Genomic DNA, 20,506 nt, shown 5'->3' with positions numbered 1-20,506 from the left:
CCGTGACGAACACGTGAATGCCACATGACACGATGTACACCGTGCCGAATACACCTAACAGCCCGGTCGTCGTGATGATCGGCGGTGGTCAGCTCGCCCGGATGACACACCAGGCGGCCATCGCGCTGGGCCAGACCCTGCGGGTCCTGGCCCACGGGACCGACGAACCCGCCGCCCAGGTCACACCCGACGTCGTCCTCGGGTCGCACACCGACCTCGATGCGCTGCGCCAGGCCGCCAAGGGCGCCTCGGTGCTGACTTTCGACCACGAGCATGTGCCCACCGAGCACCTGGAAAAGCTGGTTGCCGAGGGTGTCACCGTGGCGCCCCCGCCGCAGGCGCTGGTCCACGCACAGGACAAGTTGTTGATGCGTCGCCGCCTCGAGGCCCTCGGTGCCCCGGTGCCGCGGTACACCGAGATCACCTCGGTCGAGGACGTCGAGGCGTTCGTGCGCCGGATCGACGGTCCTGTGGTGATCAAGACCATCCGCGGCGGCTACGACGGCAAGGGCGTGTCGATGGCCGACGACATGGAGAAGGCCCGCGAGATCGTGGCGGGCTATCTGGCCGACGGGGTGCCCGTGCTTGCCGAGGAACGGGTGGAGATGCGCCGGGAGCTCGCGGCGCTGGTCGCGCGTTCGCCGTTCGGGCAAGGTGCTGCGTGGCCGGTCGTGGAGACCGTGCAGCGCAACGGCATCTGTGTCGAGGCCTACGCCCCGGCACCCGGCTTGTCCGACGAGCTGGGCGCCGAGGCGCAGGAACTCGGCCTGCGACTGGCCAACGAACTCGGTGTCGTCGGTGTGCTTGCCGTCGAGTTGTTCGAGACGGTCGACGGCAAGCTGCTGGTCAACGAGCTCGCGATGCGACCGCACAACTCCGGGCACTGGACCATGGACGGCGCCGTCACCAGCCAGTTCGAGCAGCATCTGCGTGCGGTACTGGACTACCCCCTCGGCGACACCTCGGCCATCGCACCCGTGACGGTGATGGCCAACGTGCTCGGCGCCCCGGAGACACCGGCCATGTCGATGGATGAGCGCATGCATCACCTGTTCGCCCGGATGCCCGAGGCCAAGGTGCACCTGTACGGCAAGGGGGAGCGGCCCGGCCGCAAGATCGGGCACGTCAACATGCTCGGTTCCGACGTGACCGACCTGCGGGAGCGGGCGGTCCGCGCAGCGCATTGGCTGTCGCACGCGGAGTGGACCGATGGATGGGATTCACATGCCGAGTGAGGCGAATCAGCCCCGCGTCGGGCTCATCATGGGCAGCGACAGCGACTGGTCGGTGATGTCCGACGCGGCCACCGCGCTGGCCGAGTTCGAGGTCCCGTTCGAGGTCGGGGTCGTCTCGGCACATCGCACGCCGGGGCGGATGCTCGACTACGCCAAAGGTGCGGCCGACCGCGGCATCGAGGTGATCATCGCCGGGGCCGGCGGGGCAGCTCATCTGCCCGGCATGGTGGCCTCGGCCACACCGCTGCCCGTGATCGGTGTTCCGGTGCCGCTGGCCAGGCTCGACGGCATGGATTCGTTGCTGTCCATCGTCCAGATGCCCGCCGGTGTGCCGGTCGCCACGGTCTCGATCGGCGGCGCCCGCAACGCGGGGCTGCTGGCCGTGCGCATCCTCGGTGCCGCGGACACCGCACTGCGGGCGCGCATGTCGGCATTCCAGGCCGATCTGGAGGCCATGGTGCTGGCCAAAGACGCTGCACTGCGCGAGCGCCTGCTCGGCGACAGCTGACCAAGGCGCGGGGGTCAGCCCCCGCGCCGGTCGTCAATCACTGATCAGCCCGCGAATGCGGGGTGTCAGAGACTCGATCGGTTCATCGGTCGACATCACCACAACCGCCGTGCGGCCGCCGCCGCCCCGATAGATCGGCCATGTCGCGGCCAGCGCCTCGGCCAGGTCGGACCGCGGATTGGGCACGTCCCCGCGCAGCCATCGGCGCAGAACGTGGTTGTGTGCAGCCACCACGGCGTTGGCGAATAGTTCGGCGCGCAGGTCCGCCGTCCAGTCCCCGGTTTGCGCCGCCCTCAGGTGCTTGGTGAACAACCGCGCATACCGCGACACCACCGCCGTTTCGAAGTCGCGCAGGGCAGGTACCGAGCGGGTGAGCCGATACCGCGTCCGGGCCCGATCGCCCTCGGCGAGATAGTGCTCGAATACCGAGGTTGCCACCGCGATGACTTCGGCCGGGAGTGCTTCGGCCGGCACCGTCGACAATCTCTCGTCGGCGCGGCGCAGCAACGCCTCGTGATCAGGAAAGATCAACGCCTCTTTCGATCCGAACTGACGAAATGCGGTGGTGCGTCCCACCCGTGCCCGGGCCGCGATCTCATCGACGCTGGCGGCTTCGTACCCGCGTTCTTCGAACAGTTCGAATGCCGCGCTCACCAGGCGCTCTCGGGTGTTGGGCTGGCCGGCCATGCGCGCACCTCTTTCGGGTACTGAGTTCCGATGATATGGTACTGAGTACCAAAAGTAGCAGGGCGATGTACTCGATGTGCAGCCCGGGCAACGATGGAATCAAGCGAGCCACGAGCTGAACATGAAGGAGAAGATCATGGCTGCATGGGGCGGTAACCCGTCTTTTGATCTGTTTCAGCTGCCGGAGGAGCATCAGGAGCTTCGCGCGGCGATCAGGGCGCTGGCGGAGAAGGAAATTGCCCCGCACGCCGCCGACGTCGACGAGAACGCGCGCTTCCCGGAGGAAGCTCTGCAGGCGCTGAACGCCTCGGGGTTCAACGCGGTGCATGTGCCCGAGGAGTACGGCGGGCAGGGCGCCGATTCGGTTGCGGCGTGCATCGTCATCGAGGAAGTCGCCCGGGTGGACTGCTCGGCGTCGCTGATCCCGGCGGTCAACAAGCTAGGCACCATGGGGTTGATCCTGCGCGGCAGCGAGGACCTCAAGAAGCAGGTGCTGCCGTCGCTGGCCGACGGGACGGCAATGGCGTCGTATGCCTTGTCCGAGCGGGAGGCCGGCTCGGATGCGGCGTCGATGCGCACCCGCGCCAAGGCCGATGGCGATGACTGGATTCTCAACGGAACCAAGTGCTGGATCACCAACGGCGGCAAGTCCACCTGGTACACGGTGATGGCGGTGACCGATCCGGACAAGGGCGCCAACGGCATTTCGGCGTTCATCGTGCACAAGGACGACGAGGGCTTCAGCGTGGGTCCCAAGGAACGCAAACTGGGCATCAAGGGATCCCCGACGACCGAGTTGTATTTCGAGAACTGCCGAATCCCGGGAGACCGCATCATCGGAGATCCGGGCACGGGGTTCAAGACGGCGTTGGCCACCCTGGACCACACCCGCCCGACCATCGGCGCCCAAGCGGTGGGCGTCGCGCAGGGGGCCTTGGATGCGGCGATCGCATATACGAAGGACCGCAAGCAGTTCGGACAGTCGATCAGCGATTTCCAGGCCGTGCAATTCATGTTGGCCGATATGGCGATGAAGCTGGAGGCCGCCCGGTTGATGGTGTATCACGCTGCCGCGCGCGCCGAGCGCGGTGAGACCAATCTCGGGTTCATCTCGGCGGCGTCGAAATGTTTCGCCTCAGACGTTGCCATGGAGGTGACCACCGATGCGGTGCAGCTGTTCGGCGGCGCGGGCTACACGGTGGATTTCCCGGTCGAGCGAATGATGCGCGATGCCAAGATCACCCAGATCTACGAAGGCACCAACCAGGTCCAACGCGTGGTCATGAGCCGCGCCCTGCTCAAGTAATCTGCGCGCCACCTTCTCTGCGCGAGCAGACACGGAGGTCCGCGACACGCCGCGGTTCCGGTACCCCCCTGTCTGCTCGGCGGGAAAGGCGATCAGTGCGAGCCGAGGTGCTGTTCGTGGCGGCGGGCCGAGGTGATGGTGCGATGCCCACTGAGATGGCGAGCGGTGTTGATGAGCCCGACCAGACTGAAAGCCTGTGGCGTGTTGCCGATCTGACGCTGGGCAACAGTGTCGTATTCCTCGCTGAGCAGCCCGACATCGTTGCGCAACGTCAGCAGCCGCTCGAACAGTTCAGTGGCCTCGTCGGTGCGCCCGATACCTGCCAATGCGTCGGCGAGCCAGAAGCTGCACGCCAGGAACACCCCCTCGCGACCGGGCAGGCCGTCGTCGCTCTTGCCCGGGCGGTAACGCAGCACGAAACCGTCGTGACACAACTCGTCACGCACAGCCTCCACCGTGCCGATCACCCGCGGGTCGTCCCATGGTAGAAAGCCGACCCGGCCGATCAGCAGCAGTGCCGCGTCCAGATCCGGCTCGCCGTAGGACTGTGTGAACGTATTGCGTTCAGCGTCATAGCCGTTGGCGCACACGTCGCGGTGGATCTCATCACGCAACGCGCGCCAGCGGTCGACGGGCCCGTCGAGATGGTGGTTGACGACCGTGCGCACCGCGCGGTCCACGCCGGCCCAGGCCATCACCTTCGAATGGACGAACTGCCGTCGCGGGCCGCGCATCTCCCACAGGGAGCTGTCGGCGTCGCGCCAATGTCCTTCCAGATAGTCCAGCAGCGCGCACTGCACGTCCCAAGCTGTCTCGTCCACCTTCATGCCGGCTTCCCGCGCGAGATGCAGGCCGTCGAGGATCTCGCCCCACACGTCGAGCTGGAACTGCTCAGCGGCCGCGTTGCCCACCCGCACCGGCTGCGAATTCTCGTAGCCGCCAAGCCAATCCAGCTCGTATTCGGACAGTCGGCGCCTGCCGTCCAGGCCGTACATGATCTGCAGTTCGGCAGGGTCGCCGGCCACCGCCCGCACGAGCCACTCGCGCCACGCCTGCGCCTCCTCGACAAAGCCGGTGCCCAGCAGCGCCTGCAGCGTGAACGTCGCATCGCGCAGCCAGCAGTAGCGGTAGTCCCAGTTGCGTGGTCCGCCAAGCTGTTCGGGCAGCGACGTGGTGGCCGCCGCGAGGATCCCTCCGGTGGGCGCATATGTCAACGCTTTGAGCAGTAGCAGCGAACGCTTCACCTCGGACTTCCAGCGGCCGTTGTAGGTGCACCGCTGCACCCACTGCGTCCAGTACTGCTCGGTCTTGTCCAGTGCGTCCTCGGCGTCGACCGGCTCGGGCCGGGGCAGGTGCGACAACTGGTAGGTGAGAACAAAGGGAATCCGTTGTCCCGCAGACACGTCGAACTCCGCGACCGTCGACAAATCCTCTCCGCGGGTGGCTATCGGGGTGCGCAGCCACACCGCGTCGGGTCCGGCGACCGCGGTGAGATCCTCGCCGCGGCGGCGTACCCAGGGCACGATGTGTCCATAGTCGAATCGCAACCGCAGGTTCATCCGCATCGGTACGCGCCCGCGGACACCTTCCACGATCCGCACCACGTCGGCGGCGATCCCACGCGGCGGCATGAAGTCGATGATCCGCACTGTGCCGTCGTCGGTCTCCCACACACTCTCGAGCACCAGGGAATCGTCGAGGTACTGCCGGGAGGTAGCGGCCCGGCCCGCAGCCGGCGCCAATTCCCAACTCCCGGCGTGCTTGTCGCCCGAATCACCGTCCTTGCCGCCATCCGCCAGCAGTGCCGCGAAGCACGCCGGTGAATCGAAGCGGGGCAGGCACAGCCAGTCGACCGAGCCGTATCGACTCACGAGGGCGGCGGTCTGCAGATCGCCCAGCAGGGCGTAGTCCTCGATCCGGGCCATCGTCAGTTTCCGGAATCCAGTTCGATGACGACCTTGACATCCGTGGGGTGTGCGGTGAATGCCTCTGTGGCGCGGTCCAGCGGTACGCGCCGGGTGATGAGGCCGGCGAGCCAGTCGACGTCGGCCTTGGCCAGTGCGGCGGCGGCCTGGTGATAGTGGCGCAGGTTGGCGTTCACCGAGCCGACGACGGCGTCGTTCTCCAACACGATCTCGCGGTTCACGTCGCCCGCGTCGATGCGTAGCGTCCGTCCGGACGGTGACACGCCGGTCAGGCAGACGATGCCGTATGCGCCGGTGTTTTCGATGGCCCCGAACACCACCGGTCCCGCGCCGGTGGCCTCGATCACCACATCGGGTTGCAACTTGCCGGCGACCTCGCAGACGTCGTCATGGTGATACGTGGCGCCGAGGGCCTTGACGATGCCCGGTTTGGGGCCGTCGACGACGCGGTCCAGGACATGGGTATCCAAGCCCTTCTGCACGGCCAGCAGTGCGGCGAGCAGACCGATCGGGCCGGCCCCGGTGACCAACACCCGCTCGGGTTCGAACCAGGCGCGTTCGCCCACCCGCTGCGCCTGTTCCCAGGCCTTGCAGACCACCGTGGTGGGCTCCATCAGCATGCCGACGTGCTCGAGTCGCGGGTCCAGGCGCACGGCGAAATCGGTTTCCACACACCATCGCTGACTGCCGTAGCCGTCGATCTCCTTGATGCCGCGCTCGGTATAGCGGCCATTGCGACACATGTCGAACTCCCCGTGGGCACATGCGCCGCATGGCACCGGGTCGGGGCGTCGAACGACGCCGACCACGAGATCACCGGATTCGAAATCACTGTCGCGCGGGGCACGCACCACCCGGCCCAAGGATTCGTGTCCCAGGATGAGCCGGTCCCGCTGCGGCGGGGCCCAGCCGTATTCGCCGCGCGCGATCTCCCTGTCGGTGCCGCACACACCAAGGGCCAGGGCGTCGACCAGCAGCTCGTCGGCTGCGGGTTCCGGGTCGGGCACCTCGGAAACCTCAAGTGAACCAGACTGTTTCGGTGCAACGGTCAGGGCACGCATATCCACCGTCACTCCCTTCATGGTCACGTTGAAGGCGCATGGTGCTGAGTGAATAGTTACCGTAACGCGGGAAAATCAAACACTCGGGCGGAGCGGGCCCTGCTGGCGCGACGCGCGATACCCGTCAGCCCCGAGTGACCTTCTCCATCGCACGGCGACGCTCCAGCGCCGCCGGATCTGGATTCGCGACCTGCACCAGCGACGCGCCCGCGACGAACACCGACAGCAGGTGGTTCACGAGGTCGTCGGCGGTGTCCCAGGTCGCGGTGGAGAGCACCCTGTCCCGCGCGGTGAAACCCTGTACAGCTGCGGCGTTTCGGGCGGCGTCGAGAACCTCGGTGACGGACCGGCCGGCCAGCGCCGGGCCGGGCTGACGTTCCGGAACGATCTGGTCGCCGTGCACCCGCACCGCGGTCGCGTAATCGGTCACGCCGATCGGCAGATCCGCGGCGGGCTTGCCGAACGGATCCAGCGACAGCACCGCCACCTCACCGCCGCTCACGGCGTCGTCGGCCTCGTCGAGTCGGTCCCGCGTGCACAGGGCGACGTCGGCGGGCTGGTCGGAACTACCGTTAAATACCACTTCACTGCCGATCCACCACGCGCCGAACAGCACCGCGGCGGTCTGCCAGTGCGCGGGCAACAGGACCGAGACTCGCGTCCCCGGGCCTGCACCCAGCTCATCGCGTAACAGGTTGGCGGTCTTGGCCGCCCAGTTGGCCAACGTCACCGCGGACAACTCGATGCGCTCACCGGTGGCATCGTCGTAATACGTGATCCGCGGCCCCGCCGGATCGGATGCCAACAGGGGATCGAGGACGGCCGCGCTCAGCGTGCTCAATTCACGCACGCCGGATCATCCGAACCCGCGGTGAGGATGGGCGAGGGCGGTGGCGGTGCTTCACCGGTGTCGGTGCTGGTGGAAGCCGCACCGGTGGTGGCCGATTCGGCGTCCAGGGTGGCATCGCGACCGTCGAGACCCGAGCCGGGGCCGGTGTAGTCCGCGGTCAGCACCACGCGCACCGTTCCCGGCGGGACCGAGGCGTCCTCGGTGACCGGGAGTCCGCCGAGATCCTTCGAAACCGCTTGGGCGCCAAGGTCGTCGGTCTTGGCTACCTGCACCTGGCTGCCGGAAACCGTGCCGCCCTGGTGATTGCCGGTATCGCCGGGAGTGAAGCCCTTGGTGGTCAGCACATGTGACACCGCGGCGGCCAGTCCGTTGATGTCGCTCGCGTTGACCACCTGCACGGTGGTCTTGTCCGGTGAATACGCGACCTGTTCGGTCTTGCCCTCACTCTGGTCCTGCAGCAGGCTGGACACCCACTCGTGCACCTGGGTCGGGTCGACCCGAACCACACTCTGCATACCGTCGTCGCTCCAGCCGTCCTCCTGCAGCACGGGGATGGTCGCGAACGCCACATTGCCCGCCGCCAGCTTCTGCAGCTGATCGATGAAATCCATGACGTCCCACCCGCTGGACATCACCACCGAGCGCTGCACGGCTTCGCGCAGCTTGCCCAGCGTGGACGGGCTGGACAGAGTCTTGCCCGAGATCACGTCGTGAGCCAGCGCAGCCATCACGGCCTGCTGTCGCGTGACGCGGTCCAGGTCGCCGCGCGGAAGGTCGTGGCGCTGCCGCACGAAGCTCAACGCCTGCGGGCCGTTGAGCTTCTGCCAGCCGGCCGGGAAATCCGCACCCGAAAGTGGTTCATCGACGGCATTTTTCAGGCATACGTTCACGCCGCCGAGCGCATCGGTGATCAATGCGAAGCCCAGCAGCCCGATTTCGGCGTAGTGATCGACAGTGACCCCGGTCAGATTGGCGACCGTCTTGATCAGCTCTTCACGTCCGGCCTCGACGGCCTGCGGCTCGGCGACGGCGGGATCCTCGCCCTGGACCTCGACGAGCTGTTTCATCTTGTCGAGCTTGACGTCGCCGAACACACCGTTGATCTTCATCTTTCCCCAGCCCGGCGCCTCGACGTAAGAGTCGCGCGGGATGGAGATCGCGGTGGCGGACTTCCCGTTGTTCGGGATGCGCACCAGGATGATCGTGTCGGTATTGGTCGACACGTCGTCGCCCGCACGCAACGTCTCCAGTTCCTGCTCGGACAACGGGTTGCCGTGCGCATCGGTGCGACTGTCCATCCCGACCAGCAGGATGTCGATGGCACCGTCGTCGCCACCCCCGCCGAGCGCGGCGGAACTGATGTGGTTGATGCCCGATTCGAACGAACGGATCTGGCTCCAGGCCACTCCCGTCCCGAGGACCACGGCGGACGCTGTGGTCACAGCGAGCGCGCGGATGAGGCGGTTAGGCACCTGCCCAGGCTACTTGCGGGGTACGCGTGAGCCGGGTAACGCCGACCGGCGTGCCAGACTCGGCGTATGTCGCAGCGCATTGTCGTCACCGGGGCCGGTGGCATGCTTGGCCGTGTTTTGACTGATCAGGCCCGTCGCGCCGGGCGTCAGGTGCTGGCCTTGACGTCGTCGGAATGTGACATCACCGATCTTGAATCGGTGCGTCGGCACGTCGCGAGCGGCGACGTGGTGATCAACTGCGCGGCATACACCCAGGTCGATGCTGCCGAAGCCGACGAGGCCCGGGCCTACGAGGTCAATGGGGTCGGCGCGGGCAACATCGCCAAGGTCTGCGCGCAGACCGGTGCCGACCTGGTCCACGTCTCGACCGACTACGTGTTCAACGGTGTGTTCGACGGGGATCGGCGCCCCTACGAGATCGACGACGAAACCAAGCCGATCAACGCCTACGGTCGCACCAAACTGGCAGGTGAGCAGGCTGTGCTCGCGGCCAAACCGGATGCGCACGTGGTCCGCACGGCCTGGGTGTACAAGGGTGGCGACGGCACCGACTTCGTCGCCACCATGCGGCGGCTGGCCGCGGGGGACAAGGCGATCGACGTCGTGGACGATCAGATCGGCTCGCCGACATATGTGGACGACCTGGCGACGGCGTTGCTCGAGGTTGCCGGCGGCGGGGTCGGCGGGCCCGTGTTGCATGCCGTCAACTCCGGAGTGGCCAGCCGTTTCGAACTCGCGCAGGCCACGTTCACCGCGGTGGGCGCCGATCCCGGGCGGGTGCGCCCGGTGGGCAGTGACCGGCATCCACGCCCGGCGACCCGGCCCAACTACACAGTGCTCTCCCAGCAGCGTTCGGTGGCCGCCGGGCTGACCGGTCTGCGGGACTGGCGCGATGCGCTGATCGCGGCGGTCGCAGACGCTGGCAGGAACAGTGCCGCCGGACCGCTACCCTCTACGCCGTGACACAGGAAGCCCTGCGCCCACTTGTCGTGGTGACGGTGACGTACTCGCCGGGGCCGCACCTGGAGCGGTTCTTGGCGTCGCTCTCGCTGGCCACCGACCGCCCTGTGACCGTGGTGATGGCCGACAACGGCTCCGTCGACGGCGCCCCCGAAGAGGCCGAACAGCGGTACCCGAACGTGCGGCTGCTGCGTATCGGCGCCAATCTCGGCTACGGCAGCGCGGTGAACCGCGGCGTGGCGGCCTACCACAACGACGACTTCGATCCCGAGTTCTTCGTGGTGGCCAACCCGGATGTGCAGTGGGGTCCCGGCTCGATCGACGTGCTGCTGGAGGCCGCGGCACGCTGGCCAAAGGCCGGCGCGCTGGGGCCGCTGATCCGCGATCCCGACGGCTCGGTGTATCCGTCGGCGCGCCAGCAGCCCAGCCTGGTCCGCGGTGGCATGCACGCCGTCGTCGGGCCGTTCTGGAAATCCAACCCGTGGACCGCGACCTACCGGCAGGATCACGAGCAGCCCAGCGAACGCCCCGTCGGGTGGTTGTCGGGATCGTGCCTGTTGCTGCGCCATGCCGCGTTCGATCAGATCAACGGCTTCGACGAGCGCTACTTCATGTATATGGAGGACGTCGACCTGGGAGATCGGCTCGGGCGGACGGGTTGGCAGAACATCTACGTCCCGGCCGCCGAGGTGTTGCACTACAAGGGCCACTCGACCGGGCGTGACCCCGCCCGCAATTTGGCCGCCCATCACCGCAGTACCTACACTTTTCTGGCCGATCGATACCCAGCGTCCTGGCAGGCTCCGTTACGGTGGACGATCCGGGGCGCGCTCGCGGTGCGTGCGGGCCTCGTGGTCGGCAGTTCTCGGCGTAAACAGGCGAAAGGGCGGCGTTGAGGTGACCAATCCTGCGGAGGTCGATGCCGTCATCCTGGTCGGCGGGCAAGGCACCCGGCTGCGTCCGTTGACGCTCTCGGCGCCCAAACCCATGCTGCCGACCGCGGGGTTGCCGTTTCTGACGCACCTGCTGTCGCGCATCGCCGCGGCGGGCGTCACCCACGTCGTGATGGGGACCTCATACAAGGCCGAGGTGTTCGAGTCCGAGTTCGGCGACGGATCCAAGCTGGGCCTGCAGATCGACTACGTCACCGAAACCGACGCGCTGGGCACCGGAGGTGCCATCGCCAACGTCGCCGGGCATCTGCGCCACGACACCGCGCTGGTGTTCAACGGCGACGTGCTGTCGGGAGCCGACCTCGGTGCGCTGCTGGATTCGCACGACAATCATCAGGCCGACGTGACGTTGCATCTGGTCCGCGTCGGGGATCCGCGTGCCTTCGGTTGTGTGCCGACCGACCCCGACGGCGTCGTGACCGCGTTCCTGGAGAAGACGCAGGATCCGCCGACCGATCAGATCAACGCCGGCTGCTACGTGTTCAAGCGCGACGTGATCGACCGCATCCCCAAGGGCCGGGCCCTGTCGGTGGAGCGGGAGGTGTTCCCCGGTCTGCTTGCCGACGGGCACCGCGTGTGCGGATACGTCGACGCCTCCTACTGGCGGGACATGGGTACGCCCGAGGACTTCGTCCGCGGCTCGGCGGACCTGGTTCGGGGCATCGCCCCGTCGCCGGCGCTGCACGGCCAGCGCGGCGAGTCACTCGTGCACGACGGTGCCGGGGTGGCGCCGGGCGCGCTGCTGATCGGCGGCACGGTGGTGGGCCGCGGGGCCGAGATCGGTGCCGGCGCGCGCCTCGACGGCGCAGTGATCTTCGACGGCGTGCGGGTCGAGGCCGGTGCGGTGATCGAACGCTCGATCATCGGCTTCGGCGCCCGCATCGGGCCGCGGGCCCTGATCCGCGACGGCGTCATCGGCGACGGGGCCGACATCGGTGCCCGTTGCGAACTGCTGCGCGGGGCCCGGGTCTGGCCCGGGGTGTCGATTCCCGACGGCGGCCTGCGCTTCTCCACCGACGTCTGAGGCGTCAGGCCTCGCCGAGACTACGCTTCTTGGCGCGAATCGGCGGAAACCGCAACAGAAACCGTAGTTTCGGCGAGTTGGCGCAAGCCGAAGTCGGTGCCTGCCGGTAACCCGTCCAGCGGCCACCACTGCAGATCCAGCGACTCGTCGCTGCGGATGATCTCGGCGTCGGCCGGGGCCCGCACCACGAATTGCAGATCGAGGTGCCGTGTCGGGACTCCCAGCGAGCAGGTCACCGGATGGACATGCAGCGCAGCAAGTTCCGGGTCGATGGTGAGCCCGGCGATACCCGATTCCTCGGTGGCCTCGCGCAGTGCGGCCGAGCGGATGTCGGGATCGGTGTCCTCGCAGTGCCCGCCGAGTTGCAGCCACCGGCCGAAGCGCGGATGCAGGGTGAGCAGGGTGTGGGTGCCGGTGTGGTCGAGCACCAGGGCCGACGCGGTGATATGGCCTGGGACACAAGCCCGTTGGCAGGCGTCGGGCCGGGCCGCCAGAAACGCCAGCACCGCGTGCCGCAACGTGTCCTGCGCGGGATCGGTTGTCTGCCAAGCTGTGAGAATCCCGACGACGGAAGTATGCAGACTCAACTCAAGCCATCTTTCTTCGCGCAAGCGCTCATCGCAATATCAGCAGGTCGGTGGTCGCCACCGGGTCACGGGGCGGCTGCGGCTCCTCGGGATAGCCGATCGCGATGGCGCCCAACGGCTCCCAGTCGGACGGCAGGTCCAGCTCGGTACGCACCAGATCGGCGGCGAAGATCGTCGAACCGATCCAGCAGCTACCCACGTCGCGCACGGCCAGCGCGACCAGCAGAGCCTGTACGGCGGCGCCTACGGCCACGGTGAACATGGTGTGCTCTGCCGCGGTGCGAGCGGCGTCGGGGTAGCTGTGCGCACCGTCGGGCACCATGAAGGGGATCACCAGTTCCGGTGCGGCGTAGAGGATGTCGCCGCGGGCGACGCGGCGTTCGACGGATTCGGCGGACCTGCCGTCGCCGGTGAGGTCAGCACGCCACTGGTCTTTCATCCGATCGAGCAGCCGCGCGCGCGTGTCCCGGTCGCGGACCCAGACGAACCGGACCGGGCGGGTGTGGTGTGGGGCCGGCGCGGTCAGCGCCTCGCCGACTGCGGCTTCGATGAGTTCGGCGGGCACGGGTTCGGTCGAGAACCGGCGCACCGATCGGCGCAGCAGTTGAGCCTGCTTGCGTCCCAAGTCGATCGACTCGGCAGTGCCCAGCCAGAACAGATCGTCCTCGCCGGAGCGCAGCAGGGTGCGCGCGGTGGATCCGTCATCGGGCAGTCCCAGCCCACGAACCACGGCCACCGGGATCGCGGTCAGCTTGCCCTTCACCAGATCGGCGGCGGCCGCGATTTCGTCGGCCACCGCCACCTCGGTGACGACGAGTTCGTTGCCGTGCCGGTCCATCGCCCCGGCGTAACCGTGCAGCACCGTCAATCCCGATGCGCCGATGGCGAAATCGGTCTGGCCGTTGCGCCAGGCGCGGCCCATGGTGTCGGTGATCACCACTGCCACGGTGACGCCGAGTCGGTCACGTAGGCCGTCGCGCAGTGCCGCGGCGCTACCGTCCGGGTCGACGGGCAGCAGGGCCAGCTCGGTGGACCCGACGTTGGAACCGTCGACCCCGGCGGCGGCCTGGACCAGCCCGATGGCGTTCTCGGTGATCAAGGTCCGGCCCTTGCGGGCCAGCACCCGCACCGCCTCGCTGTCGATCAACTTGCGCCGCAGGGTATCCCGCTCATCGGGATCGGCAGGCGCGTCGACGATGCGGCCCTCGCACTTGGACACGACCTTGCTGGTGACCACCAGCACGTCGCCGTCCCGCAACCAGGGTGCCGCGGTGGCGAGTGCACCCACCAGGTCGTCCCCGGGCCGGAACTCGGGCAGGCCCGGCACCGGCAGGATCTCCACCCGGTCGGCAGAACCGTGCTCGGTCCTCACAGCCGAACCCCCGCGAGATCGAGGCCGGCACGCACCATTTCGGCGGTGGTCGCAGGATCGGTCATCAACAGCGGCACTGCGCGCACAGCGACGCCCTCGATGTCGGCGTGGTCACCGGTGTCCACCAACCAGCCGTCCAGCAGGCCGGTGGCCGATCGGGCCCCGAAATGGCGACCGACGGCTTCGGAGGTGGACTCCACCCCGATGATCGACAGGCACTCATCTGCCATGCCACGCAACGGTTTTCCCGCCACGATGGGAGAGTAGCCGATGACCGGCGCCGCGGTGGAGCGAAGTGCGCCGCGGATGCCGCCGATCTGCAGGATCGATCCGATGCTCACGACGGGGTTCGACGGTGCCAGCAACACCGCGTCGGCCTCGGCGATGGCCTCGGCGACACCCGGTGCGGCGGTAGCTTGTTCGGCGCCGACGTACGCGAAGCTGTGTGAGGGCACCTGAGCGCGGTAGCGCACCCACCACTCCTGGAAGTGGATCGCGCGCCGCTCGCCCTCGTGTTCGCCGGGGCCCGGGTCGGTGATCACCACATGCGTCTCGCAGCGGTCGTCGCTGGCGGGCAGCAGTCGAGCACCGGGTGCCCAACGCTTGCACAACGCCTCTGTGACCTGCGACAACGGGTAGCCGGCCCGCAGCATCTGGCTGCGGACCAAGTGGGTGGCGAGGTCGCGGTCGCCCAGGCCGAACCAGTCGGGCTGCACGCCATAAGCGGCGAGTTCCTCCTTGGCGTGCCAGGTTTCGTTACGATGCCCCCAGCCGCGCTCGGGGTCGATGCCGCCTCCGAGCGTGTACATACACGTGTCGAGGTCGGGGCAGATCCGCACGCCATACATCCACGCGTCGTCGCCCACATTGACGATCGCGGTGAGTTCATGCTCCTGTGTCTGGTTGCCAGAGCCGTCGGCAAAGGCGCCGAGTCGCAACAGTTTCTGGACGCCCAGCAAAAACCGAGCGCCGCCGACGCCGCCGACCAAAACGGTGATCTTCACAACGGTCGACATTAGGCGCACAGGGGTCTCGCATGGAAACGACGTCGTCACGACCAGGACACGCCGATGTTGCGACGCGCCGAATTGATATCACGGGATGGTATGAATTCCCGCCGATCCGCTTGACCCTGGCAGCTAACACGTGTGTAATCACAGCAGTGTCATTTCCCGGTTAGCGACTGATTCCGGTGTTGCAAACCGAGATTCGATCAAATGTTCGAATGAAATGGCCTATATCACAATAGTGGGGCTCCACTGTGGATCTACGAGACCGAGTGAGGAGGCGGGGGAGATGTCTTATGAGAGCGGCGATTTCGATCGTGTTGTCCGGTTTGACAACCGGCTGCTCGGCTCGGTAGACAACGCACCGCACATCAACACCGGGCCGACACCGATGGGGGCGACCGGACGTCCTCAACTGAGTTTGGTTCCCGATCAAATTGATGTTGATCCGGCAACTGAAGATGACCAATGGCAGGAACGCGCATTGTGCGCGCAGACCGATCCTGAGGCATTCTTCCCGGAAAAGGGCGGGTCTACCCGTGAGGCCAAACGCATCTGCCAGGGCTGCGAAGTCAAGGATGCGTGCCTCGATTATGCGCTGGCGCATGACGAACGCTTCGGGATCTGGGGCGGGCTGTCGGAGCGTGAGCGTCGTCGGCTCAAGCGCGGCATTATCTGAAGCTCTGCGCGAAGCGCTTCAGAATGCACTCTGAGCCGCTTTGCGAAGCGCTCGTGGCGTTCTGAGGCGCTTCGCGTGAGGGTCCGGTGCGGTTGCTCTGCTACCGCCGGCGACACTCAGTCGTCATCGATCGTCGGATCGATGACCGACGGTTCTACCCCCAGATAGGTGGCCACCTGAGCCACCAGGATTTCATGCAACAGCTCCGCGAGGTCGTCGGCACTCTTCGCCCGACGCTCGATCGGCTTGCGAAACAACACAATTCGGGCCCGGGTGGTATTTCCCCGGACATCTACCCCCGCCGGTATCAACCGGGCCAACGCGATCGGACCATCCGCGATGACTTCCGGTGGCCACTGCACCGTCTCGGGATCCCGCGGTGACATCCGGGGTATCTCGTCGACAGCGACGTCGAGCACACTGACCCGAGAAGCCCACCGCCGCTCGATCGGCTCATAGGCCTCCAGCACTGCCATGTCGAACCGTTCGGCGCGGCTGCGCCAGCCGGGAACGGATCGGGGAAGCAGCGGCCCGCGGACATCGCGACCGCGACGCGATCGCCAAAGGTTCCGCTGAGCCACGCAGGAGATCGTAACGGTTCGAGATCGGCCGCTCGGCGGCTGCGCGTGTCCGAACGCGTCCAGCGACCGTCCAAGATAATCTCTGGTGCGTGAATGTTCCCCGTCGCTGCTGCCGGCCCGGGTGCCCGCATTATGCCGTGGCGACGCTGACCTTCGTCTACTCCGACTCGACAGCCGTCGTCGGACCGCTCGCCACGGTCTCCGAACCGCATTCGTGGGACCTGTGCGTAGGGCATGCCAGCCGGATCACCGCACCGCGCGGCTGGGAGTTGGTACGCCACGCCGGGCCGCTGCCGACGCATCCCGATGAAGACGATCTGGTGGCGCTCGCCGACGCGGTACGCGAGGGCCACGACGGCGCCGCGATGCGCGGTGGGGTGACGGCCGGTTTTTCCGATCCCACCCCCGGGGTAACCGGCGGTGCGGTGATGGCACCGGCCGTGCGTCGGCCCGAACAGAACGGCAGACGCCGGGGTCATCTACGGGTGTTGCCTGACCTCGACGATTAGACAACTGTTAAGGCAGCGTGGTGGGCTCAAGCTAGTGCCCGTGTGGTCGTCTTACGGCGGTTAGGCTGGCGCCAACGATCCCGTTTGCAAGGAGTTCCTAATGTCTCGGCCAGCTGCTGCTGTTCAGCGTGTCATCAAGGCGTATGACGTACGTGGTTTGGTCGGCTCGGAGCTCGACGAGCACCTCGTCGCCGAGGTGGGCGGGGCCTTCGCCCGTCTCGTTCGCGGTGAGGGCGCGTCCCAGGTCGTCATCGGACACGACATGCGGTCGAGCTCGCCTGCACTGGTCGCGGCGTTTGCCGAGGGTGTGCGCGGGCAGGGGCTTGACGTCGTCCGGATCGGGCTGGCCTCCACCGATCAGCTCTACTTCGCCTCCGGTCTGCTGGACTGCCCGGGAGCGATGTTCACCGCCAGCCACAATCCGGCCGCCTACAACGGCATCAAACTGTGCCGGGCCGGGGCCAAGCCCGTCGGCAAGGACACCGGGCTCGGAACCATCTCCGACGAGGTGATCGCCGGGGTGCCCGCATTTGATGGCGCGGCAGGCACCATCACCGATCGTGACGTGCTCGTCGAGTACGGCGAGTTCCTGCGCTCGCTGGTGGATCTGAGCGGGCTGCGGCCGCTGCGCATCGCGGTCGACGCGGGCAACGGCATGGCCGGGCACACCACCCCTGCGGTGCTCGGCCCGATCACCGGAGCCACCGTGCTGCCGCTCTACTTCGAGCTGGACGGCACCTTCCCGAACCATGAGGCCAACCCGCTGGACCCGGCGAACCTGGTGGACCTGCAGGCCCATGTGCTGGCGACGGGGGCCGACATCGGCCTGGCCTTCGACGGCGACGCCGACCGGTGTTTCGTCGTCGACGAACTCGGCCGTCCGGTCTCGCCGTCGGCCGTGACCGCACTGGTCGCGGGACGCGAACTCGGCCGCGAGATCGGCGCGACCATCATCCACAACCTGATCACCTCGCGGGCGGTGCCGGAACTGGTCGTCGAACGCGGCGGCACACCTGTGCGCTCGCGGGTCGGGCATTCCTACATCAAGGCCCTGATGGCCGACACGGGCGCGATCTTCGGCGGCGAGCATTCGGCCCACTACTACTTCCGTGACTTCTGGGGTGCCGACTCCGGCATGCTCGCCGCGATGCACGTGTTGGCCGCGCTCGGTGAGCAGGACCGCCCGCTTTCCGAGCTGATGGCCGACTACCAGCGTTACGAGTCCTCCGGTGAGATCAACTTCACCGTCAGTGATGCCGCCAAATGCGTCGACGCGGTGCTGGAGACCTACGGTGCCGGCATCCAGAGCATCGACCACCTCGACGGCGTCACCGTGGACCTCGGGGAGGGCAGCTGGTTCAACCTGCGTACGTCGAACACCGAGCCGCTGCTGCGACTCAACGTGGAGGCCCGCACCACCGAGGACGTCGACGCGATCGTGAAGACCGTGGCCGACCGGATCAGCACGGTGAGTGAGGCGGCGAGGTGAACGCCGTCGACTCGACGGTGGACCTCGACGACGGCGACGGTCTGCTCGCCGCTGACCGCAACGGTCTGCTGCGGGCCGCGGCGATGGCCGGCGCGCAGGTTCGTGCGACGGCCGCGGCACTGGCCGAAGGCGTGCTGGAACCGCTGAGGTCGGACCTGCCGCCGCGCACGGTGGTCTGGGTGGCCGGTCGCGGGGTGGCGCAGAGCGCGGGCACGATGCTGGCCGCCGCGCTCGGCGGAACCGTGGCCGCCCCCATCGTCATCGCGTCCGAGGCACCGCCGTGGATCGGCGCTCTGGACGTGGTGATCGTGGCCGGCGACGATCCGGGGGACCCGACGCTGGTGAATTCCGCGGCCACCGCGGTGTACCGCGGTGCGCGGGTTTTGGTGGTGGCCCCGCAGGAAGGACCGCTGCGCGACGTGACGGCGGGCCGCGCCGTGGCACTGCCGCCGCGCCTGTGGGTGCCCGACGACTTCGGGCTCACCCGCTATCTGGCCGCCGGGCTGGCGGCGCTGCATGTGGTGGATCCCGGTACCCGGGTGGACCTCTCGGCGTTGGCCGACGAACTGGACGCCGAGGCGTTGCGCAACAGCACGGCGCGCGAACTGTTCACCAACCCCGCCAAGACGCTGGCCGAGCGGATGTCGGGTGCCGACGTGGTGCTGGCGGGGGACACTGCGGCGACGCTCGCGCTGGCCCGGCACGGTGCGGATGTCATCTTGCGACTGGCCGGGGAGGTGATGGCCGCCGCGGGTCTCGGTGATGTGCTCGCCGCCGTCGCCAACCGGGCGTCCGACCGCAGCGGCGCCGAGCGGTCGCTGTTCCACGACGAACAGATCGACGGGCCGTTGCCCAGCCGACTGCGGACATTTGTTCTCACCACGGACACCGAACGGCCCGCGGTGTCCGCGCGCATCGCCGGGTTCGACGACATCACCGCGATCGGTGCCGAAGACGTGCCCGACGCGGGGCCGGCCATCCCGGTCGGGCGGGCGGAACAACAATTGGCGATCCTCGCCGTGCGGTTGGAGATGACGGCCGTCTACCTGAAACTGGTTCGAGGTTAAGCGAGTGCATCTGCTACGGGGAGCGGTGCGGACCTATGCCTGGGGTTCGCGGACCGCCATTGCCGATTTCACCGGAAGACCCAGCCCGACAACTCATCCGGAGGCCGAACTGTGGTTCGGCGCGCATCCCGGTGACCCCGCGTGGCTGCAGACCGAAGACGGCGAGGAGTCGCTGCTGCAAGCCGTAGCCGACGATCCCGAGGGTCAACTCGGCGCCTCGACCATCGGACGCTTCGGCGACACCCTGCCGTTCCTGGTCAAGGTGTTGGCCGCCGGGGAACCGCTGTCCCTGCAGGCACATCCGAGCGCGCAGCAGGCCCGTGAGGGCTACGACCGCGAGGACCGCCTCGAGATCCCTGTCTCGGCACCGACCCGCAATTACCGCGACCGCAGCCACAAACCCGAACTGCTCGTCGCGCTCGAACAGTTCGACGCGCTGGCAGGCTTTCGCCCGGTGGTGCAGACGGTCGAATTGATGCGGGCATTGGCGGTCTCCGACCTCGACCCCTACATCAACCTGTTGTCCGACCAGTCCGATGCCGACGGACTGCGGGCCTTGTTCACCACCTGGATCACCGCCCCGCAGCCCGACCTCGACGTGCTGGTGCCCGCGGTGTTGGACGGCGCGATCAACTACATCCGTTCGGGGCAAAAGACTTTCGCCGCCGAGGCCAAGACGGTGCTGGAGCTCGGTGAGCGCTACCCGGGCGATGCGGGCGTGTTGGCGGCGTTGCTGCTCAACCGGATCAGTTTGCAATCGGGTGACGGCATGTATATCGCCGCCGGCAGTTTGCACGCCTATCTGCACGGCATCGGGGTCGAGGTGATGGCCAACTCCGACAACGTATTGCGCGGTGGCCTGACCCCCAAACACGTCGACGTTCCCGAACTGCTGCGGGTGTTGAATTTCACGCCGACCCCGCAGGATCAGTTGCGCCCCAAGATCATCAGGGACGGACGCGAACGGATCTACAAGACGCCGGCATCGGAGTTCGCCGTCTCGGTGCTGGAAGTCGACGGGGATCAGCTCGGCCACGAGATCGACGCGCCGTGCCGTCACGATGGTCCGCAGGTGCTGCTCTGCACCGAGGGGGCCGCGGTGGTGCACGCCAAGAGCGGCACGCTGACGCTGGAACGCGGGTCGGCGGCGTGGGTGCCTGCCGACGACGGGCCGATCCGGCTGACCGCCCAGCGGCCGACCCACCTGTTCCGGGTCACGGTCGGGCTGTAGCGC

General features: G+C 67.5%; 20 protein-coding genes. 11 read left to right on the top strand and 9 right to left on the bottom strand.

The window, feature by feature from the left end; all coding sequences use genetic code 11:
- Positions 1–32 precede the first annotated feature (32 nt).
- Entirely contained in the window at positions 33–1,235 is a 1,203-nt protein-coding gene (locus BTO20_RS26195) for a 5-(carboxyamino)imidazole ribonucleotide synthase (protein WP_087078929.1), read from the top strand.
- Positions 1,225–1,743 carry a 5-(carboxyamino)imidazole ribonucleotide mutase gene (gene purE, locus BTO20_RS26190; RefSeq protein ID WP_198344070.1) on the top strand — a complete coding sequence of 173 codons (519 nt, stop codon included), beginning with the start codon at positions 1,225–1,227 and terminating at the stop codon, positions 1,741–1,743. Before BTO20_RS26195 ends, purE begins: the two co-directional genes overlap by 11 nt.
- A 33-nt stretch (positions 1,744–1,776) precedes the next feature.
- On the opposite strand, the gene BTO20_RS26185 is transcribed toward purE, so the two are convergent.
- The gene (locus BTO20_RS26185; RefSeq protein WP_087078928.1) at positions 1,777–2,430 is read right to left on the bottom strand and encodes a TetR/AcrR family transcriptional regulator; all 654 of its coding nucleotides are present in this window, start codon (positions 2,428–2,430) and stop codon (positions 1,777–1,779) included.
- A 136-nt stretch (positions 2,431–2,566) separates the two neighbouring features.
- Between BTO20_RS26185 and BTO20_RS26180 the strand changes: the two genes are divergently transcribed.
- A complete protein-coding gene (locus BTO20_RS26180; protein ID WP_087082692.1) occupies positions 2,567–3,736 on the top strand; it encodes an acyl-CoA dehydrogenase in 1,170 nt (389 codons plus the stop codon).
- Positions 3,737–3,828: 92 nt separating this feature from the next.
- Here the strand turns inward: BTO20_RS26180 and BTO20_RS26175 are convergent, their stop codons facing one another.
- The 4 genes from BTO20_RS26175 to BTO20_RS26160 form a co-directional block, all read right to left on the bottom strand.
- On the bottom strand, positions 3,829–5,661 hold the full coding sequence (locus BTO20_RS26175; RefSeq protein ID WP_087078927.1) for a glycoside hydrolase family 15 protein: 1,833 nt from the start codon (positions 5,659–5,661) through the stop codon (positions 3,829–3,831).
- Between the two features lie 2 nt (positions 5,662–5,663).
- Positions 5,664–6,668, bottom strand: a complete 1,005-nt coding sequence (locus BTO20_RS26170; protein ID WP_232490852.1) for a glucose 1-dehydrogenase — start codon at positions 6,666–6,668, stop codon at positions 5,664–5,666.
- A gap of 178 nt (positions 6,669–6,846) precedes the next feature.
- Complete coding sequence (locus tag BTO20_RS26165; protein WP_087078925.1) at positions 6,847–7,563, bottom strand: TIGR03089 family protein; 717 nt, start codon at positions 7,561–7,563, stop codon at positions 6,847–6,849.
- Entirely contained in the window at positions 7,560–9,044 is a 1,485-nt protein-coding gene (locus tag BTO20_RS26160; RefSeq protein WP_087078924.1) for an LCP family protein, read from the bottom strand. Before BTO20_RS26160 ends, BTO20_RS26165 begins: the two co-directional genes overlap by 4 nt.
- Before the next feature lie 66 nt (positions 9,045–9,110).
- Between BTO20_RS26160 and rfbD the strand changes: the two genes are divergently transcribed.
- Genes rfbD through manB form a run of 3 tightly spaced genes read left to right on the top strand, consistent with a single transcriptional unit; the run spans position 9,111 to position 11,981 of the window.
- The gene (gene rfbD, locus BTO20_RS26155; RefSeq protein WP_087078923.1) at positions 9,111–10,007 is read left to right on the top strand and encodes a dTDP-4-dehydrorhamnose reductase; all 897 of its coding nucleotides are present in this window, start codon (positions 9,111–9,113) and stop codon (positions 10,005–10,007) included.
- On the top strand, positions 10,004–10,900 hold the full coding sequence (locus BTO20_RS26150) for a glycosyltransferase family 2 protein (RefSeq protein WP_198344069.1): 897 nt from the start codon (positions 10,004–10,006) through the stop codon (positions 10,898–10,900). The genes rfbD and BTO20_RS26150 overlap by 4 nt, the downstream gene beginning before the upstream one ends.
- 1 nt (position 10,901) lies before the next feature.
- Complete coding sequence (gene manB, locus BTO20_RS26145; RefSeq protein WP_087078922.1) at positions 10,902–11,981, top strand: mannose-1-phosphate guanylyltransferase; 1,080 nt, start codon at positions 10,902–10,904, stop codon at positions 11,979–11,981.
- 20 nt (positions 11,982–12,001) lie between these two features.
- On the opposite strand, the gene BTO20_RS26140 is transcribed toward manB, so the two are convergent.
- The 3 genes from BTO20_RS26140 to cofD are packed head-to-tail and all read right to left on the bottom strand — an operon-like array spanning position 12,002 to position 14,944.
- On the bottom strand, positions 12,002–12,568 hold the full coding sequence (locus BTO20_RS26140; RefSeq protein WP_087078921.1) for an NUDIX hydrolase: 567 nt from the start codon (positions 12,566–12,568) through the stop codon (positions 12,002–12,004).
- Between the two features lie 28 nt (positions 12,569–12,596).
- The gene (locus tag BTO20_RS26135; protein WP_087078920.1) at positions 12,597–13,940 is read right to left on the bottom strand and encodes a coenzyme F420-0:L-glutamate ligase; all 1,344 of its coding nucleotides are present in this window, start codon (positions 13,938–13,940) and stop codon (positions 12,597–12,599) included.
- Positions 13,937–14,944: a 2-phospho-L-lactate transferase gene (gene cofD, locus BTO20_RS26130; protein ID WP_087082688.1), complete on the bottom strand. Its 1,008-nt coding sequence runs from the start codon at positions 14,942–14,944 to the stop codon at positions 13,937–13,939. Before cofD ends, BTO20_RS26135 begins: the two co-directional genes overlap by 4 nt.
- Before the next feature lie 292 nt (positions 14,945–15,236).
- Between cofD and BTO20_RS26125 the strand changes: the two genes are divergently transcribed.
- On the top strand, positions 15,237–15,626 hold the full coding sequence (locus tag BTO20_RS26125) for a WhiB family transcriptional regulator (RefSeq protein ID WP_064949766.1): 390 nt from the start codon (positions 15,237–15,239) through the stop codon (positions 15,624–15,626).
- A gap of 116 nt (positions 15,627–15,742) precedes the next feature.
- On the opposite strand, the gene BTO20_RS26120 is transcribed toward BTO20_RS26125, so the two are convergent.
- Positions 15,743–16,207 carry a metallopeptidase family protein gene (locus BTO20_RS26120; RefSeq protein WP_083167927.1) on the bottom strand — a complete coding sequence of 155 codons (465 nt, stop codon included), beginning with the start codon at positions 16,205–16,207 and terminating at the stop codon, positions 15,743–15,745.
- Between the two features lie 89 nt (positions 16,208–16,296).
- Here BTO20_RS26120 and BTO20_RS26115 point away from each other — a divergent pair, with 89 nt between their 5' ends.
- The 4 genes from BTO20_RS26115 to manA all read left to right on the top strand — a co-directional run bounded on the left by BTO20_RS26115 (position 16,297) and on the right by manA (position 20,503).
- Positions 16,297–16,716, top strand: coding sequence for a DUF3499 domain-containing protein (locus tag BTO20_RS26115; RefSeq protein WP_087078919.1), 420 nt, complete (start codon positions 16,297–16,299; stop codon positions 16,714–16,716).
- 100 nt (positions 16,717–16,816) lie between these two features.
- A complete protein-coding gene (locus tag BTO20_RS26110; protein ID WP_087078918.1) occupies positions 16,817–18,205 on the top strand; it encodes a phosphomannomutase/phosphoglucomutase in 1,389 nt (462 codons plus the stop codon).
- Positions 18,202–19,272, top strand: coding sequence for a TobH protein (locus BTO20_RS26105; RefSeq protein WP_087078917.1), 1,071 nt, complete (start codon positions 18,202–18,204; stop codon positions 19,270–19,272). Before BTO20_RS26110 ends, BTO20_RS26105 begins: the two co-directional genes overlap by 4 nt.
- Before the next feature lie 4 nt (positions 19,273–19,276).
- The gene (gene manA / locus BTO20_RS26100) at positions 19,277–20,503 is read left to right on the top strand and encodes a mannose-6-phosphate isomerase, class I (RefSeq protein WP_087078916.1); all 1,227 of its coding nucleotides are present in this window, start codon (positions 19,277–19,279) and stop codon (positions 20,501–20,503) included.
- Positions 20,504–20,506 lie beyond the last annotated feature (3 nt).

This window comes from Mycobacterium dioxanotrophicus, assembly GCF_002157835.1.
In the GTDB taxonomy this organism is placed as follows: Bacteria; Actinomycetota; Actinomycetes; order Mycobacteriales; family Mycobacteriaceae; genus Mycobacterium; species Mycobacterium dioxanotrophicus.
Note: the sequence above shows the minus strand (reverse complement) of the source record. Positions and strands in the feature narration are given on the sequence as shown.